Origin of the sequence: Rhizobium sp. Leaf341, from assembly GCF_001424325.1 — a bacterium.
In the GTDB taxonomy this organism is placed as follows: Bacteria; Pseudomonadota; Alphaproteobacteria; order Rhizobiales; family Rhizobiaceae; genus Ferranicluibacter.
In genome coordinates this window covers 352,231-368,866 of record NZ_LMPE01000003.1, presented here as the reverse complement: position 1 = coordinate 368,866, position 16,636 = coordinate 352,231, and the positions used below count along the sequence as shown (strand labels likewise).

Genomic DNA, 16,636 nt, shown 5'->3' with positions numbered 1-16,636 from the left:
CCTTTCTTGATTCCGGCTATTCGCGTGGGGATGTGCTCATGGCAAAGGATGTGAGCCCGCCGTTAACCGCGTTCGGGATCTGTTCTCTTTTTGCCGATAGGGTCCTTGAGATCCGGTTGCGGTCCTGCGACATAAGAAGGGCTTCACTGATGAAGCTAAGCGGCCCAAGGCAGCGCGCCAACGCTACCAAGGGCCTGACCCTCAAGCCTTGTACTAGAAGGAATCGGGCTTTGACGAACCTACACGCTTCGACCCCCGCCGGGGAAGTTCTGCGTGCCGCATCAGCGGCATCCTCCACCATGTCTTTTGCGGCCGGCTCGGCGTCGCGCTGCCACTTCGTTGAGCGTCTTACTTCTCGTGCCGAACCGCCGGCGCTGCGTCGCCACCCGCATCTGGTGCGCTATCCCGATGTCGAGGCCGACTTCGACATCCTTATCGACAAGGCAATCGCCGCCATCGCCGACGGCGAGCCGGTCGAGGACGAGATTCTCGGGCACTATGTCAACGTTGCCTCGCTCGTCCGCGCCGTCTCCTTCCGCGAGGGCAAGCTGCTGGAGCAGGCCGTTGAGCGGCTAGCCAAGGCTAATCCGAATATTCTCGTGCTGACGCAGTCGATCAAGCTGCCGCTGGTCAAGGCGGCCATCGAAGCGGTTGCCGGCAATCACTGGCGCCAGCTTGAAGGCGTCCGGCTTGACTGCGAGGCGCCGGCCAAAGGCAGCTACACGCCGGACCTGATCATCGTGAACCGCGCCAAGCGGGCCGCCTTCGTGTTGGACCTGAAGCGCTCGCTCGCGTCCTACGGCGACACCAGCCGGCTCGAAGAGCTGAAGCTCAAGATGCTGGCATCGGCCATGGTGCTGCCGGACTGGCTCTACAAAACGCAGAAGCGGCTGATGGTCGAGACGGTCGGTGTCGCGATCATCGATGGCGCCAGCCGTCCGAGCGATCATGCGGCGGGTGTCTGGGCGCTCTCGGAGATCGACGATCTTCTGGAGATCGATGGCGCCGCGGCTTGCATGGCGGAACTGCGCCTACGCTTCGGGCGCCGCGTGCAGCAGCTTCTCGAGGCTGAGGCTCGCCTTGCGCTTGGTCTCCAGGAGACGCCAATGGTGACGGCCACCCCACCGCTCGCCGCCGCTGCTTTCACGACGTCGCTCCATGCGCGCCGCTTTGGGACGCTGCGGGCGATCCCACGCGTGATGTTCTGCGAGGACGTCACCGGCGACACCGAGGATCACGGACCCGGATGCCTATGCGGCGACTGCGAAGGATCGAGCTTCGATGATGACGACGATGGTCGCGATGATCCGGAGGCGCTGGCGGATGACATGGTCTGCTGGCCACCCGAGCATATCCGCATTGGGTTTGCCCGGCGTCTGCTCGACGTCTAACGCAAGTCCGGCTTTGCTTGAAGGAGGCTACCGCTGCGGCGCGTGACGCCGCGGCGACCTCCTTGCCGTTTCCATCATCCTTGAGAAGACGCCGTCCGCTGAAGCCGGACCGGCGAGGAGATCCTGCATGCCCGCAGACATCATGTCCACCCAAGCAACATCGACATTTGCCCGCCTCAAGCCGGGCGGCTCGAGAGCTTCCAAGCCCAATCAGCCTCTTCTGGCTCCTCGTCCGCAGGACGACCCGGCTCTGATCATCGGCCTCGCTCTTGCCTTGACCCGGCAGGGGTCATCGGACACAGCCGCTATTCCCGCTGTGGTGCTCGAACCACTCCGCCACCTGGCAGAATCCGGCGATCCCACTTGCCGGCTCGTTCTCGATTGCCTCCAGAGGAGGGCCGGCGCCAATCATCGGACGAATGCCGGTCAGGGCGTGCCGACGGAAATTGTTTCCGCTCATCCGGCGATCCAGGAGGAATGCTGATGGATCGTCTGGCTTCCTTCCTCCTTCGACGTCTCGCCCATGTCGAACGCCGTGCCGTCCGTCGTCTCGCGGTCCGCAACGGCCTGTTGACGATGAGCACCGCCATCATCGACGGTCATGTCATCGGCCGCTTCAGTCCTGCCTTCGATCCCTCCCATCTTTGCGGCAACGCCGATCGGGACCTGCAATGGGTGGGGGAGCACCTTGCAGGCTTTCTGATCGAGGCGCCGCAGGACGGTAACGGCCGACCTGTTCTCGTACCGGCCGTGCCGGTGTGGCCGGCGTATCTCGCGCGGCGTTCGGCAAACGAGGCAGATACCAACACGGCCACACTTGCTTACGCGGTGCGTGTCGTTGCCGAGGCAGGGTATCGTCCGAGCGCCAAGCATATGGTGACCCTGCTACTGCTTGCTGCGGCACTGGAACAGTCCGGCGTCACACTGCGCGATCTGAGCACGGTCCTGCGCCAGCCCGCACCCGTCTTCTCGGTCGCAGTCCTCGCCGACGGCTTTGAGCGGGCCCTGCCGCAACTCATCGAAGACACCGGCATCGTGCCGTACGGACCTTACACGGGCGTGACGGCGGACTTTGCCTTCACCGACGATCTATGGAAGTGGGTAGACAGCGAGACCCGGCGCGTCTTCTTGCAGGTCCCGGCTGGAGAGACCAACCGCCCGAGCCGAGCGGCCCTGCGCGGGCAATTGCTGCGGGCGCTTGCGGATGGCACGCCGGTTCTCGCGGTCTCCGAGAAACACACTGGCATTCCCGATCAGGTGGATCTGACCTGCGATATCAGGCTGACGGGTGCCGGGATCGATCGCCTGCTGATCGCCGACCTGCTCGAAGCCATCTATGACAGCGAGGCGGTCATGCGCCGTGACAGTTGGATTGCGAAGATCGACGCGGAGGCGCTGACGCTCGATGATCTCGCCATCGCCATCCGCCCAGGACGCCCAATCCTCTCCAGCCTTGATGCGCTCGCCGGTCTGGCGGCGCTCAATCGCGAGGACAGGGAAGATGACAAAAACGAAGACAAGGCTGATGCCTCGCGGCGGCTGATCACGCAGAGCCCTAGCGAGCGAAGAGAGCAGACGTCGCGGGATGGCGGCAATAGCGGCGATCGCGCGGCATCGACGTCGACCGCCTCGTCCAAGGGCAAGGCGAAATCGAAAAGCAAGCCAACCGGCGCCGAGGTGATCCAGCCGGAGCCCTTCGATGAGGCATCGAGGCCGGCTGTGCCGCCCGTGCTGAGCGTTGAGACGCTGACGGGCTATGGTGCAGCAAAAGATTGGGCGCTTGGCCTGAAAGTCGATCTCAGGGACTATCTGGCGGGTGAACTCGCCTGGTCGCAGATAAGCACGAAGCTGCTCCTCTCCGGGCCGCCGGGCACCGGCAAGACCACCTTCGCACGCGCCTTGTGCAACACGCTGCAAGTGCCGCTGGTCGTGACGTCCGTCTCGACCTGGTTGCAGGGCGAGTATCTGCATGATGTGCTGGATCGCATGGCAAACACGTTCGCCGAGGCCCGGCGTCAGGCGCCGTGCATCCTGTTCATCGACGAGATCGACGGCATCGGCCAGCGCGCCTCGGCGTCGAGACCATACGCCGACTATTGGAATGCGTGCGTCAACAAGCTGCTGGAGCTTCTCGACGGCGCCGTGAGAACCGACGGCGTCATCGTCCTCGGTGCCACCAACCGGCCGGACGATATCGATGAGGCGATCCGCCGCTCGGGACGGCTGGAAACGCACATCGAAATCCCGCGACCAGATATTCCAACGCTCGCTGGAATTCTCGCCCATCATCTAGGCAGCGACCTCGATGCCGTCACCGCGCCTGACACCCAGATCGGAGGTCAACCATGATGGGAAACACCAAAGTTGGCGGCTCAATGGACGAGATCGAGATCATCCTGGAGGACGATGGTGGACGCGGCATCGAAAGACCTGAGACGGCCGAGCAGGATAACCCGGTGATTCAGGCATTGCGACGTCTGGCAACCCGAGCAATGGGCCTGACTGGCGCCGACATTGAACGCATCGTCCGTGAAGCGCGATTGAAAGCTCGCCGCGAAAAGCGTCGCCTTACTTACGCCGATGTCGAAGACGGCATTCGCGGTCACCGCCCGCCGGTCCCGTATGATGTCCGATGGCGCTTTGCGATCCATGAGTCCGGCCATGCGGTGGTTCATCACGCTCTGCGGCTCGGGTCGATCAAGGGGCTGACGATCGACACCAAAGACGGCGGCCACAATCTGCTGACCTTTGCGACCAATGCACCTGATACCGAAGCTTGGTACGAACGGCTGCTGGCAATGCTGATGGCAGGCCGCGCCGCCGAGCTGATTGTGCTCAAGACCGTATCGGCAGGCTCCGGCGGCGCCGAAGAGAGCGATCTTGCACGCGCGACTCGCATTGCGCTCGATATGGAGCAGGCGCTCGGCTTTGGTGGCCGCCATCCACTGCTCTATCTCGGACACAAAGATCCGACCGCGACACTCAGCCGCGACGCCGATCTGGCAGAGCGGGTGCATCGCCGACTCGAGTTCGCGCAGGCACGGGCGATGGAGGTCATCATCCAGAACCGGCGGGCCTTCGACCGATTGGTGCGCGCGCTCTTCGACGCCCAGGCGCTCGATGGTCAGGCGGTCATGGACATCCTGGCCGGTGCCTCGTAAATCCAGAGCGAGGGATGGAGGACGGAATGTCAATAACGGTTATCGCACATTGCGACTGGAGTATCGACGGCAGGAAGCGGTGGATGTGCCTTTCGGTCCGGCAGGACGAGACATGGGTCCTTTCGGCGCCGGAGCCCGTCGGCGACACGCGGAACCTTAGACATCGGCTGCGGCGGCGGATGGGAGCAGACGCCGCAGTGCTGATGGGTTTCGACTTCCCGATCGGTCTTCCTGCCGCCTACGGCAGAACTCTAGGGACACCCGACTTCCCTTCTTTTTTGCGGTCATTCGGGGACGCACGCTTTTCGCGTTGGTTCGATGTCGCGGAGCATCACAGCGAAATCTCCATCGACCGACCCTTCTATCCGATGCGGCCGGGGGGCACGCAGCGTCAGCACCTTTTCGACGGCTTGGGGCTGACGGCCAGGGATCTTCTGCGCCGCTGCGAACGGGCGACGCCCGATCGCGGCGACGCCTGCATGTTGTTCTGGACGCTCGGCGGCAATCAGGTAGGCAAGGCCGCCTTGGCCGGCTGGCGTGAGATTATCCTGCCGAACTTGGAGGAGCTATCGCTTTGGCCGTTCGACGGGCCGCTCCATGAGTTGATGATGCCGGGCGCCACTGTTGTCGCCGAGACCTATCCCGGCGACGTTTATTGCTAGCTTGGAATTCCCCGACGCCCTGTTTGGAGTAAGCGACAGCAAGACGGACGCCGGTCCGTGGCAAGTCATCTGATGCGGTGGCTGGAGAACAGGCCACACGTCGATGGGAGCCAACTCCAAAGTCTGATCAGCGACGGCTTCGGAAACGGCAAGGACGGTGAGGACCGGTTCGACGCGACGGTCGGCCTGCTCGGCATGATCGACGTTGTCGATGGCCGACGGGGCGAAGGCGTACCGCAAGCTGATGATGTCAAAACGTGGGAAGGCTGGATCCTCGGTCAGCAGGCTTAAGTCTCCCGCAAGTTGATCTACCTTAGAACAAGCTGATGCAGGTCGCCGGCAACCTGAAACAAATTGCGCTCATTTGATTCGAACTTCCGGGCTAACGATTCGAAAGTCGAGGGCAACGTTTCCAGGCTCGGGGCAAACGTTTCGATCGTCCAGATTTCCGATTCAACCGAAATCGGAATGGTCGCACCCTGTGCGTCCGGCGCCGTCAACATAGCCGCGGGATTGCCGGCAACCTGTCTCGACGTGCCCGCAACTTGAAACAAATTGCGCTCATTTGATTCAAAACTCGAGAATTCCGATTCAAAACACAATGATTTCGTTTCGGCGACAAACGCCTTGCGCCATGCCGCCGGTCCCCTGACCATAAGAGTGCCATCAACGAAAACAGGGGGGAAGACATGGCGCGGCAGTCTTTAGAAGAGCGGAACGCTAAGCAGAGGGAACGGCAGCAGCGGCTCCGGGACCGGCATCGGGCCGAGCGGCGCCCGGATCGCGACGACGTCGCGCGAGCGATGCTGTTCTGGACGATCACCAGCTATCTCGACCAAGGACGGCAGGACTGGATAGAGGAGCTGGGCGACGCCGTTGTCGGGGTTCTGGTTGACCAGGGCTTTGACGAGCGGGCAGCGGACGAGGTCTTCGATGATCTCGTCGATCGCTATGCCCGCGACGACCAGCCCTTTCGAAGTAAGCCTCACCTGCGGGGCTGACGATTTCTGGCGATCTGCTCTGCCTGATCACCAACTTTTTGTGCAAACGGCGTTATCATTGGGGACTTCGTCCCCCCGTTACTTCGTGAAACGCCGTTTGCAACTGAATCGTTTTTATGAAGCCATTCGCCCACGGAAACCCTTGGTTACCGGAGGTTAACTCCATTCGCATAGCTCGCGTGCCCCGCATCTGCGGGAACGATCAACAACAGCTACGTGAATGGAAATGAACCAATTTTCTGCCAAAGCCTTTCAACGCAAGATCGATGCTTTCTGCCAACTGCGGCTGGCGCCGCTTTTCAAGGACGACGAACTTCCCCGGCTGAAGTGGTATTTGCACACGCTCATTCAGACGAGGAGGCCGGCGCCAAGAACCAACGGCAGGACGGACTGGCACGTTGTCGCGGCGGCGTGTGGCCTCGACACCAATCTGCTCGCCGGCAATGCACGTCAGATCGATCCGGCCTTCGACGCGATTGGTCGGTGGATCCGGGACACGCGCCTCGTAGCCGCGGCAGCAGACCCCGACGTCCGTCAAACACTAAAGACGCCAAGTACGAAGGCGGTGCCCAGGAGGCCCCGACAAGCTCGCGCGACCCAGAACCAGCCCAAACCAGCATCGGGGGCTACCGCAGCAAGTACAGGCACAAATCTCGAATTCCCAGAAGCGCTGTTCGACGTCAGGGAAGATCCGACGGAATTCTCCGAGGCGTTGCAGCTCCAGCTCCGACGCCATGGCGAAACGTACTGGACGCTCCATCGTGCCATCACCGGTCCGGATGACGTTACGGAAAAGACAACGCTTTTAAGCTGGATCGAAGGCCGGAAGGTGCCGCGGACTGTCGAGAGTTTTGAGATTCTGTCGCGGATCGAGCGACGGTACCGGCTCCCGGCCGGTTATTTCAAATCCAAGCTTGCACACCCTTCGCGGTCGGCGTCAGGGTTTGAGCTTTCCGGAATAGAGCCCGCGGAGCGGCGTCGTATTGCCTGGCATCTTCCTGAGGATTTCAACACGCTGTCCTTCCAGAAAAGGGAGGAGATCGTCGACTGGGTGCGGCGGGTCATTATCAGCGGCACGACCGACTACCGGAAGTACCAGGCGGCCGCCGCCAAGCAGCGCTACGCTATCCGTTTCCCTGGCGTCTCCTATGGTGGGCGGGCGCCACGCGACGGTAAGATCGTTGTGCCTGCGAACTATGAGCAGACCTGGGTCGAGGATCCTGACTTGCTGTCAGGCGTGATAGAAGCGCCACCGTCACTCGCCATGGAAATGGCCGACCTCGTGCGCTTCAAAACGTCGGCTTTGACGTCGGTCGGCTTTCAGCGAAACGGGGTCTGGGGCGAAGAAACCGCCTCACAAAAGATCGAGCATCTCGGGCTGATGTTCGGTGCCCTTGCAGCATCCAGAGATGGAGAGGTGAAGGGCTACGGGGTGCCGGTCCGGCAGTTGACGTTCGGGCTCCTCATTTTCCCCGGCGTCTGGGATTGGTATCTGCAGTGGCGGGAGACGCGCCGCGGCTTTTTCACTGCTTGGGAAGTCGACATGTTGCGGATCGCCTTGGCGATCACCAAGGAGGGGACCGGATGGCTTCGGCAGCATCCGGAGCTTCTGGCGCGGGTTCAACCGATCGCCGGCCTCGTCTCGCAGAATGAGATCGACTATGCGAATGCGGACTGGCACGGTGCCTGCGACGATTTCCACAAGCATGCTGCCCACCGGGTCAAGGAAATCCAGCGGATCGCGCGCGTCCATCGCGATCCGTTCGAGCCGATCATGCCGGTCCTTGAGGCGGCAAGCCCCGTTGGCGAGTATCGTAAAATCACCGAGGAGATCATTCGCCTGATGCCGGATGAGCATCGTTATCCTCGGCCGGCCGCCGAGGCGGTCCGATCATTCCTGATGCTGAGGCTTGGTTTGCATCTTGGGCTTCGCCAGAAGAACCTCAGGCAACTGATGCTCAATCCAAAAGGCTCGATGCCGCGCTCGGAACGCGCGCTGGAAAAGATGAAGCGCGGCGAAATACGGTGGAGTGATCGGGAAGGTGGCTGGGAGGTCTTCATTCCCTCGGTCGCCTTCAAGAATTCGCACTCGTCCTTCTTTGGCGACAAGCCGTTTCGGCTCGTGCTTCCGGACCTCCTGGACCTCTACAAGTACATCGACGCCTATGTCGACCGGCACCGCTCGGTGCTCCTGCGGTCGGCCGCGGATCCCGGCACGTTCTTCGTCAAGACTGTCAAGACGACCAGCACAAACGCGGCCTATGACACGACGAGTTTCTACGAGGCGTGGCGTCACACCATTCAGCGCTACGGCATCTATAACCCCTATACCGGACGAGGCGCGATCAAGGGGCTGCTACCGCACGGTCCTCATAATGTCCGTGACGTGCTGGCGACCCACATCCTGAAGCAGACTGGCTCCTATGAGCAGGCGAGCTACGCCATCCAGGACACCGCCGAAATGGTCGCCAAGCACTACGGGCGCGTTCTCCCGCAGGACAAGGCGGCACTTGCGGCGCGTATCCTGAACCAGGTCTGGGAAGCTGCTTCACGAAGAAGGAGGCGTCGGAAATTATTTCCGGCGTCTTGCCTCGTTCTTTGCCTCGCGCGCCCAAGGCGGCGGCGACCGTTGTTCGATCCATGGGAGAAGCTTGATCGGCTTGGGTTCGATGCCGGCGGTGATGATCGGATACTTGCTGAGAGCATCGCGCATCAACGGCAGACCAGCAGGGTTCGTGTAGCGAAGGCTGGTCTCACCGCCCTGACTGAGTCGTCCCGAGATGTCGTCGATGACCAACGGGGGGACGCCTGCTTGAAGGAGGGTATCTGCCATTCCGTGGCGTAGCGCATGGAAAGCGCGATCCCACATCTTCTCTTCGAGGGACTGCTTCATGATCGGGAGGAAGACGTCGTAGAAGCGGTCGCCCGGATCGTTCACGGTCTTATCGGAGAAGAGGTCAGGGAACACGGCCTCGTACCCCAGGTTCTGGAGCGCAGCGCAATAGTCCATGAAGCCCAAGCGAACCAGCTCTTGCGGGAGCGGCAGCAGCCGCTCTGATTGCTCGGTCTTCAGCCGCCGAAATTTGTTTGTCCGCAGGATCAGCACGAGACCGCCATCGTCTTCGGCAATATCGTCTAATGCAAGCCCTGCAAACTCGCGCCGCCGGGCCCCGAGGTATGAGAACATGATCGGCAAGAAATAGGCGGCGTCATGAAAGACGTGCGGTCCCGGCTTTTTGCGGCCCCTGTCGTGGTTTAGCGAGCCTGTATAGATCGGGCTGGAGAAAATGGGTTTGATCTCGTCGGGCGTCGGCTTGTGCTGCTGTTTGCGAATACTGCCAAGTTTCGGCTTTTTCGGCCTCAAGCCTTCGAAGGTCCAATCGTCGATTTCGAATCCGTGGCCGCGGACATGGTTCAGAAAGTGGTTCAAGTTTCCAAGGTGTTTGCGAATGGTGCCTGCTTTGAGGCCCACGGCCGCCTCTTTGCCCTCCGTCCCGGCCTTCTCGCGCAACCTCTCGCCCTCAGCGCGAAGCTCGGGTGCCGACATCGCCCTCATTCTGGCGCTCTGTCCCCAGCGAGCGGGAATATCGTTGAAGTGCTTGCGAAGCCTGCCGATATGGTACTGGGTAATTTGGCCGGTGTGCTCAACACCGTGTTCTTCGAGTACGCCCTTGAACATGCGAACGAGAGCGCGTGCGTCACGTGCGGTGGTGTCGTCCCAAGCATCCTTCATATTTTCGACGAGCTCCTCGCACGCAGCTTCGAAATCCGCGAGGGGAATGACGGGCCGCGTCTCTTCCTCAACCGGCTTATTGATCGCGGCGGCGCGCGGCGAAGGATCGAGATCGAGTGTCAAGATCGGCCGAGCTTCGAGCCTAGGGGACTCGATAACGTCATCGACGGGAGCTGCAATCTCCGATAATGGCGTCGTCGTTTCCAAGGGCGCAACTTCGATGAAGGCAGGCTGTGGTGTCGAAGCCGAACCACCCGTGAGTTCGCTCAGGTCACGATCAGCGAGTGGATGCCGTTCCGCGACGTCGAAGAGAGCGTCTGCCCTGCCACTGAAATAGGCCTTCATGGCCTTTTCCTCGTTGAGCGGGTTTGGACTGATTTCGAAGAGGTGCATCAATCTTCGAATACCCGCCTTGAAGCCGCGCGTGTTGGCCTCGTGAAGCAGTTCGAAATAGTTGGAGCCGATGGCGGAAATATGGGACGCGGGAACCCCGTTTTGCCTGAGGTAGGCCAAGCCTCGGCAATTGTCTTTTAGCGTCAGGTGATGGGTGATGCCGAACATGCCGAGCAGTCGATAGGCCCATCCATTTTCGACATCCATTTCCAGCTCGGCGATGTCGGCGGGCCGGCCATAGCGTCGTGCCACGATCGAGACATCTTCAAGATGCATGAGCATCATGTCTCGTTCGTGTTCGCAAAGCTTTTGGAGCTGGGCCTTGGACATGGGTTCCTTCTGCTTCAACTTCAGTTCGGCGACCAGCAAGTTCAGCTTGCGGCCGATCGCCTGCGCTTTCTTATGATCAGAACAGTGAAGGCTCAGTGAAAGCCGGCTGCCTGGTCGGCATTGCCCGAAGGCGCTCGGGACGCGTGCACGCCAATAGAAGATATTACCGCGGCGGGTGAGATTCTCGACGTCGTGGCGGACCGCCATCAGGTTGTTGCCCTTGCCTGCCGCCGGTGTTGCCGTCGCGCATATTTCGCGTGGGCATCACCTGTGGGCTACAGTTTTGGGCATCAGGTCGCCAATGATGCCAAAACGATATCCGGCACGACTGGAAAATCAAGGAATTAGGGGTATTTAGGGAGAATTGGCTGGGGAACCTGGATTCGAACCAGGACTAACGGAGTCAGAGTCCGTGAAAGATCGTTGTATATATTTAATTATTCACGATATGTCGCTCTCTTGTCGCATTCATTCCAAAATCGCGTTGGCGGCATGATCCATCTGGCTGCCGTCATCCCCTTTGGGGAACAGATGGGAATACACGTCGAGCGTCACCTGAATCGAGCTGTGGCCCATGCGGTCTTGCACGACTTTCGGCGGCAGCCCGAGGCCACCATCTTCTGGTCTGTTGATCAGCCAGCTGGCGTAGAAGTGCCGAAGGGCGTGAAGGCCTGGGTACTTCGGGGCAAGGATGGGCTTGCCGTTCTTGTCGAATTCGCCCGTCTTGATCGTAATGCCAGCCTTCATCTGAGGAGGGTGGTACCAGCGCTTGACGATGTTTGCGTGGTACTCAATACCTCCCGTGCCCGTCGGAAATACCAAGCCGAGTTCGCCGTCTGGGCACTCGCTCTTCCATTGTTTGAGCGCTGCCACCAGGCCGCTTGGAATAGGGATCGTGCGACGACCTTTCGCGGACTTCGGGCTTCCAATTTCCTGAAATGCATCGGCGCGCTGGCGTACCGTTATCTCTGCCTTCTTGAGATCTACATCGGTCCACCTAAGCCCCCGCAGTTCGGACGCACGCATGCCCGTCAGAACGGCTGTCTTGATGAAGACCTTCGACTTGCCCTCTGCCGCCGCGATTATGGCGCGTACCTCTGCCGCTGTCGGGATATCGACGCCGACCTGCACCTGCTCTTTGTGGCGAGCGGCCGCCTTGCTTTTGCTCTTGCTACGGCCAATGTCCTTGACGGCGTTCCGTACCACAAGGCCACGCTCTTGCGCGTCCGAAAGGAGTGCACCGATGCTAACGCGTACAGCGCGGACCATGGCCGCCGATCGACCGTTGGCTTTGAGCTTATCAAGGAAAGCTCGAATTACTGGGATGGAAAGTTCGTTCAGTCGCATGTCGCCGATGAAAGGCGAAATATGCAGGCGGAGATGCTGATCGTACTGTGCGATCGTGCTCCGCTCCAGATCGGCCGCCTCGCATGCCGCGATCCAGTGCTTGCCTGCTGCAGCTACAGTTATCGTATCGCTGTCGGCAACATGGATCCGGCCCGTGACCTCGACGTGCGTCTGCGCATCGAAAGCGGTCGCTTCGCGTTTGGTCCGAAATGTTTTCTGATGCCGCTTGCCGGTCTGGTCGGTGTAATCCGATATCCAGGCGGTCTTAGTCTCGCCGCCAGTTGTCCATTTTCGAGTGCGCACTGTCATACAGACACGCATAAGCGACTAACGGAGTGCGTGCAACATGAGGCAGCCAAGAAAACACTTGACAATAAATGTAAAATGCGCTATGCAAACTACCCGCACAATAAACCCATTAGCGCATGTATGTCAATCTAAGGAAATTTGACAAACGTGTCAAGCGAAAAATGAGGAGAACGGAAAATGAATGCAGACAACGACAATTTGGCTACGGACCTTTTGCGAGGGGCGGACGCAATCGCTGCCTATTTAGGCTTCCCGCGCCGCGCCGTCTACCATCTCGTGGCTAAGGGCGAGATGCCTTCTTTCAGGATCGGAGAAACGATCTGCGCGCGTCGGTCGACGCTGTTGGCTTGGATTTCCGAGCAGGAGAGGGCGAGCGCATGATGCGCCATCAGAACAACATGCGCATGCAGGGCAGGCTCGCGCGCTTCCAAGCTTATGATCGTCGGCTAGCGGCAATTCATGAAGCCGGCCACGTTCTCATGGCCATACATCTTGGGTATCGGGCCAAAGCTTGGGTTAATCCCAATGAGACAGGCGATCCATTCGGGGAGAAGACGTGGGTCGGCCATATGACGATGCGCGGCATGCCGGAAGAGCGTGACCATCCGCACGTCCGTATGGTGGCCGTCGCTGGCATGGTCGCTGAGGAGCTATGGAAAAACGGACACGACGAAGAGTACGCAGAGACTTGGAGATGGGAAGACGCCCTCAAGGATGAAGATATCATGTCCTACAGTGACTGGCGCCTAGCAGGTTGTGAGCCGGGCGAGCCAGACGATGACCTGCACCAAGTCGTAGCCACTGTCGCAGCCCTCTTTATGCATCACCTATGGACGCAGTTGACAGGCATCTCGCGGGTGCTGATGAGCGAAACCCAATCGATACACAGCTTCGGCTGCAGCGACACGCCGTCGGCGGTAGCCGCTTAAACTCCCCAACAATCCTGAAACATAAGCGTCCGGCGCGTCCGGCGGAGGAGAATCCATGACCATTATCGCCCTTAAAGACGGCAGGTACGTCAGTTCTGACCACGTCCTGTCCTACCAAACTTTCAGCCATGAAACGCGTTTTCATATGTCTGACGGGTCGGTCGTGTCCGGCAATCCGCATGGCGATCTGTACCCCTGTTTCACCTCTGCAATCCCCGCGCTGCCCGGCTTCCGTGCGATTTACGCCATCCGATTGGACGATGGCTGGAAGTACGTCGAGCGCACCGTCATCGCGTGGTGCCACACGGACTCTGGCAACTGGCCGCTGTTCGCTGGGTACCTTGATGACGGGCTCACAGAGTACGAGGCGATCTGCGAGCCATCTGGGAAAGTCTTCGACGGAGAAGGTGACCAGTTCGATAGTCTCGACGCTTGGAAAGCATTCTTCGAAGAGCACAATCTTGTTTCAGAGTTGGCGGTTGCCGCCTGATGAAGATCACCGAAATCCACCGCACCACCCCGCAGCCCGGCAAAGCTGTCCGGGCCGTTGCGATCTTCGACCTCGAGGTGTCAGACGACCTCAGAATGTTTGGTCTTCGGCTTATGGAGGCGCCCGATGGGCGCTTCCTAATATATGCGCCTTCCGCCAATGGTGGCAGGCGGCTGGCGACGTTCTCTCCCGCTCTTTCCTGCCAAATCGCCGATCTCGCTGCAACAGAACTGAAAGGGGCACGTGACCGCCATGGCAACGCTTCCGGCTACTGATACCCAATCGGCGCCCGCCTTCGACGAGGCGGCAATCCGAGACCACGTCTTCATGCTCCACCAACTGGCTTCCGGCCTGGTCGGCAAGTTCGTCGTGTCGGTGTTTTTTGCCAACCCGACAGGCGAGGATGCTGCCGGCGGCGTCATAACCCATCACTCCGTTGGCGACGTTGAGGGAATGGTCGCAGCGATCTGTTCGCATGCAGGAACGCCGCGTGCGAACGTGTACGCGTGCCCAAACCTGATGCGGAGCTCGCTCGAGCGAGGTAAAAAAGGCGGCGAGGCAGACGTCATAGCCGTGCTGGCACTCGTTGCAGACCTTGACGACGATACCGGACGATCGGGCTCTATGCCGATCGACCCAGATTACGTGATCGAAAGCTCGCCCGGCAACTACCAGTGCAACGTTCTACTCGACCGGTATCTATCGCCAGCGGAAGCGAAACCTCTTGCGCGTGCCCTAAAGCGCGGCGCCAACGCCGACCACTGCACCGTTGATCTCAGTCACGTCTGGCGTGTGCCCGGCTGCTTGAACTGGCCGAATGCGAAGAAACTCGCCCGAGGCCGGAATGCGGATCCAGCGCCTGTCACAGTCGCGCAGGCGTGGGACGGAAGCCTTACGTCCGTCGAGGAACTGCGGATAGCGCTGGCCCCGTGGGATGGCCCTGAAACGCATTCCGGCCAGTTGCGGCCACTTGGTGAACTGCCGCCAATAGAGGGCATCACGCTGTCTGAGATAGCCGTCGAGTATCTTGCAGCCAACGACGTGGGCGATCGGTCGGAGTTCGCTGCGCGTGTCGTCGAGCAGCTGTCATTTGACGGGCTTACTGCCGAGCAGGCGTGCGCCGCCTTCTTGTCGGCAACAGGGGACTGGTTTGCGCGCTATGAAACCCGCGACCCAAGGAGGGATTTCGAACGGCTGTGGGCGAAATACGGTGCAGAGCGTACCGCAGAGCGGGAAGCGGCTGCCGGTTTCGTTGCCAGCTTTATCGAGAAGCGGCGAGCGCAGGAAGAACCTGTCGCTGCGAACGACAACCAGCCAGCTTCCACGAAGCTCGTGGACCCGTGGCTGCAACGCCGACATCCTTGTCTGCCGCTCGGAATCCTGCCCCCGATCATCGAGGAGTACGCTCTATCGCAAGGGGACATCATGGGTGTTGATCCGGGCGGGTTAGCGGCGGCGGCGATTGCAGTATGCGCTGCGGCGACACCAGACTCGATAACTCTCAAAATGAAGCGGCATGACGACTGGCAGGAGTCGCCGCGACTGTGGGTGGCGCTTGTCGGTAATCCCAGTGCGAAGAAGTCACCCATCATCAGCGCTGCAACGCGCGCACTCCGCTCGCTGGATGACGAGCTCGTCGGCACATACCTTGCCGAAAAGCGCGTTTGGGACGGCCTGGACAAGGCGGGTAAAGCGGCAAATCGCGCGCCGCCGCAAATCCGCACCCGTATAGAAGACGTGACTGTAGAGGCGGCGCAGGAGATTCTGAAGGACAGCCCTGAAGGGGTTCTTTTGATCCGCGATGAGCTGTCGGGCTGGTTCGGCAGCATGGAGCGCTATGGGACGGGGAAGGGGGCGTCTGCAGACCGCAGCTTCTGGTTAACGGCGTATAATGGTGGGTCGTACAGCGTGAACCGCGTTGGCCGGGGCGTCGTGAGCATACCGAACCTGTCTGTTTCGATGCTTGGAGGCATCCAGCCAGAAGCAATTAAACAGATCGCGAAGGATTCGGCCGACGATGGTCTCCTACAGCGTTTGTTTCCCATCTGCATGGGTGCGGCGTCAGTAGGGCAAGACGTGCCACCAGCCGCCGCTGTGGGCCAGTATGGCGCGTTGGTGCGCGATCTTTACCGCACGAAGCGGCCCTTGATGGGAGGACTTAGCGAAACGACGCTCAAGTTTGATGCAGCCGGTCAAGATCTTCGGCAGGAGCTCGCCGAAAAGCACCACGAATTGGCGACGGGATGGGAGATCCTGAACAAGAAGTTGGCATCGCATATAGGCAAGTACGACGGTCTCTTCGGCCGGCTGTGCATCACGTTCCACTGCATCGATTTTGCAGGGAGGCCGTTGCCGCATGTCATTCCTCTCGAGACGGCTCAACGCGCCGCAGAGTTCTTGCACGAGTTTCTGTTTCCGCATGCGCTGGCATTTTACACGAACGTGCTTGGGATGTCCGATCGGCATGACGCCCTTCTGGCGACGGCAGGGTGGATCCTGACCCATGAACCGGAAAGCATAACTGTGCGCGATGTCCGGCGTGGCGACCGGATTATGCGGGAAATGGATGTGGAGGACGCAGAGCAGATCCTGCGAAAGCTGGACGCCATGTCATGGCTAGACCCGAAACCAAGCGCTCGTCGGGATTCTGTGACCTACGCCGTCAATCCTTTGGTGTTCAGTGAGTTTGGGCACCGTGCCGAGAAAGAGAAGGCCCGACGAGAGCGGGCTCGCGCTTTGATTGCATCAACTTCATAATTTCATCCACGAGACGACAACTGGCACCAACTGGCCCTTGCGCGCATGGCAAATAGTACGAAATTGGTTTCTCTCTTTCTAAATAAGCCGATTTTACTGCCGCGCGCGTACAAGGGCCACTTGCGGCCACTTC

Annotated in this window: 15 protein-coding genes; 13 read left to right on the top strand and 2 right to left on the bottom strand. The window is 60.2% G+C overall.

Annotated features, from left to right (window positions below):
- Positions 1-230 precede the first annotated feature (230 nt).
- The 6 genes from ASG03_RS03415 to ASG03_RS21745 all read left to right on the top strand — a co-directional run bounded on the left by ASG03_RS03415 (position 231) and on the right by ASG03_RS21745 (position 5,505).
- A complete protein-coding gene (locus tag ASG03_RS03415) occupies positions 231-1,391 on the top strand; it encodes a hypothetical protein (protein WP_443216577.1) in 1,161 nt (386 codons plus the stop codon).
- Positions 1,392-1,518: 127 nt separating this feature from the next.
- Positions 1,519-1,875: a hypothetical protein gene (locus ASG03_RS03410; protein ID WP_062692214.1), complete on the top strand. Its 357-nt coding sequence runs from the start codon at positions 1,519-1,521 to the stop codon at positions 1,873-1,875.
- Entirely contained in the window at positions 1,875-3,740 is a 1,866-nt protein-coding gene (locus tag ASG03_RS03405; RefSeq protein WP_062693024.1) for an AAA family ATPase, read from the top strand. Before ASG03_RS03410 ends, ASG03_RS03405 begins: the two co-directional genes overlap by 1 nt.
- A complete protein-coding gene (locus ASG03_RS03400) occupies positions 3,737-4,552 on the top strand; it encodes an ATP-dependent Zn protease (RefSeq protein WP_082475515.1) in 816 nt (271 codons plus the stop codon). The genes ASG03_RS03405 and ASG03_RS03400 overlap by 4 nt, the downstream gene beginning before the upstream one ends.
- 26 nt (positions 4,553-4,578) lie before the next feature.
- The gene (locus tag ASG03_RS03395) at positions 4,579-5,214 is read left to right on the top strand and encodes a hypothetical protein (protein ID WP_200934677.1); all 636 of its coding nucleotides are present in this window, start codon (positions 4,579-4,581) and stop codon (positions 5,212-5,214) included.
- A gap of 72 nt (positions 5,215-5,286) precedes the next feature.
- Positions 5,287-5,505 (top strand): hypothetical protein, encoded by a 219-nt coding sequence (locus tag ASG03_RS21745; protein WP_210168546.1) that lies wholly within the window; start codon positions 5,287-5,289, stop codon positions 5,503-5,505.
- 17 nt (positions 5,506-5,522) lie between these two features.
- Here ASG03_RS21745 and ASG03_RS21340 read toward each other — a convergent pair whose 3' ends face one another.
- Positions 5,523-5,870: a hypothetical protein gene (locus ASG03_RS21340; RefSeq protein ID WP_156381719.1), complete on the bottom strand. Its 348-nt coding sequence runs from the start codon at positions 5,868-5,870 to the stop codon at positions 5,523-5,525.
- Positions 5,871-5,903: 33 nt separating this feature from the next.
- Between ASG03_RS21340 and ASG03_RS03385 the strand changes: the two genes are divergently transcribed.
- Positions 5,904-6,215, top strand: a complete 312-nt coding sequence (locus tag ASG03_RS03385; RefSeq protein ID WP_062692209.1) for a hypothetical protein — start codon at positions 5,904-5,906, stop codon at positions 6,213-6,215.
- A gap of 220 nt (positions 6,216-6,435) precedes the next feature.
- Positions 6,436-9,060, top strand: a complete 2,625-nt coding sequence (locus ASG03_RS03380; protein ID WP_244475142.1) for a hypothetical protein — start codon at positions 6,436-6,438, stop codon at positions 9,058-9,060.
- 2,079 nt (positions 9,061-11,139) lie between these two features.
- Here the strand turns inward: ASG03_RS03380 and ASG03_RS03370 are convergent.
- Positions 11,140-12,327, bottom strand: coding sequence for a site-specific integrase (locus ASG03_RS03370; RefSeq protein WP_062692205.1), 1,188 nt, complete (start codon positions 12,325-12,327; stop codon positions 11,140-11,142).
- 177 nt (positions 12,328-12,504) lie between these two features.
- Here ASG03_RS03370 and ASG03_RS03365 point away from each other — a divergent pair, with 177 nt between their 5' ends.
- The 5 genes from ASG03_RS03365 to ASG03_RS03345 are packed head-to-tail and all read left to right on the top strand — an operon-like array spanning position 12,505 to position 16,503.
- The gene (locus tag ASG03_RS03365) at positions 12,505-12,708 is read left to right on the top strand and encodes a helix-turn-helix transcriptional regulator (RefSeq protein ID WP_062692203.1); all 204 of its coding nucleotides are present in this window, start codon (positions 12,505-12,507) and stop codon (positions 12,706-12,708) included.
- Positions 12,705-13,256: a hypothetical protein gene (locus ASG03_RS03360; protein ID WP_062692200.1), complete on the top strand. Its 552-nt coding sequence runs from the start codon at positions 12,705-12,707 to the stop codon at positions 13,254-13,256. The genes ASG03_RS03365 and ASG03_RS03360 overlap by 4 nt, the downstream gene beginning before the upstream one ends.
- A 55-nt stretch (positions 13,257-13,311) precedes the next feature.
- Positions 13,312-13,746, top strand: a complete 435-nt coding sequence (locus ASG03_RS03355) for a hypothetical protein (RefSeq protein WP_062692199.1) — start codon at positions 13,312-13,314, stop codon at positions 13,744-13,746.
- Positions 13,746-14,021: a hypothetical protein gene (locus ASG03_RS03350; protein WP_062692197.1), complete on the top strand. Its 276-nt coding sequence runs from the start codon at positions 13,746-13,748 to the stop codon at positions 14,019-14,021. The genes ASG03_RS03355 and ASG03_RS03350 overlap by 1 nt, the downstream gene beginning before the upstream one ends.
- On the top strand, positions 13,999-16,503 hold the full coding sequence (locus tag ASG03_RS03345) for a DUF3987 domain-containing protein (protein WP_062692195.1): 2,505 nt from the start codon (positions 13,999-14,001) through the stop codon (positions 16,501-16,503). The genes ASG03_RS03350 and ASG03_RS03345 overlap by 23 nt, the downstream gene beginning before the upstream one ends.
- The last annotated feature ends 133 nt before the right edge of the window (positions 16,504-16,636 follow it).

Excerpts from the sequence above, each read along its gene's own strand:
- ASG03_RS03385 (WP_062692209.1), top strand. The coding sequence starts at position 5,904 with ATGGCGCGGCAGTCTTTAGAAGAGCGGAACGCTAAGCAGAGGGAACGG.
- ASG03_RS03345 (WP_062692195.1), top strand. The coding sequence starts at position 13,999 with ATGGCAACGCTTCCGGCTACTGATACCCAATCGGCGCCCGCCTTCGAC.
- ASG03_RS03365 (WP_062692203.1), top strand. The coding sequence starts at position 12,505 with ATGAATGCAGACAACGACAATTTGGCTACGGACCTTTTGCGAGGGGCG.
- ASG03_RS21340 (WP_156381719.1), bottom strand. The coding sequence starts at position 5,870 with ATGGTCAGGGGACCGGCGGCATGGCGCAAGGCGTTTGTCGCCGAAACG.
- ASG03_RS03380 (WP_244475142.1), top strand. The coding sequence starts at position 6,436 with ATGGAAATGAACCAATTTTCTGCCAAAGCCTTTCAACGCAAGATCGAT.
- ASG03_RS03410 (WP_062692214.1), top strand. The coding sequence starts at position 1,519 with ATGCCCGCAGACATCATGTCCACCCAAGCAACATCGACATTTGCCCGC.
- ASG03_RS03350 (WP_062692197.1), top strand. The coding sequence starts at position 13,746 with ATGAAGATCACCGAAATCCACCGCACCACCCCGCAGCCCGGCAAAGCT.
- ASG03_RS03355 (WP_062692199.1), top strand. The coding sequence starts at position 13,312 with ATGACCATTATCGCCCTTAAAGACGGCAGGTACGTCAGTTCTGACCAC.
- ASG03_RS21745 (WP_210168546.1), top strand. The coding sequence starts at position 5,287 with ATGCGGTGGCTGGAGAACAGGCCACACGTCGATGGGAGCCAACTCCAA.
- ASG03_RS03370 (WP_062692205.1), bottom strand. The coding sequence starts at position 12,327 with ATGACAGTGCGCACTCGAAAATGGACAACTGGCGGCGAGACTAAGACC.
- ASG03_RS03395 (WP_200934677.1), top strand. The coding sequence starts at position 4,579 with ATGTCAATAACGGTTATCGCACATTGCGACTGGAGTATCGACGGCAGG.
- ASG03_RS03360 (WP_062692200.1), top strand. The coding sequence starts at position 12,705 with ATGATGCGCCATCAGAACAACATGCGCATGCAGGGCAGGCTCGCGCGC.
- ASG03_RS03405 (WP_062693024.1), top strand. The coding sequence starts at position 1,875 with ATGGATCGTCTGGCTTCCTTCCTCCTTCGACGTCTCGCCCATGTCGAA.
- ASG03_RS03400 (WP_082475515.1), top strand. The coding sequence starts at position 3,737 with ATGATGGGAAACACCAAAGTTGGCGGCTCAATGGACGAGATCGAGATC.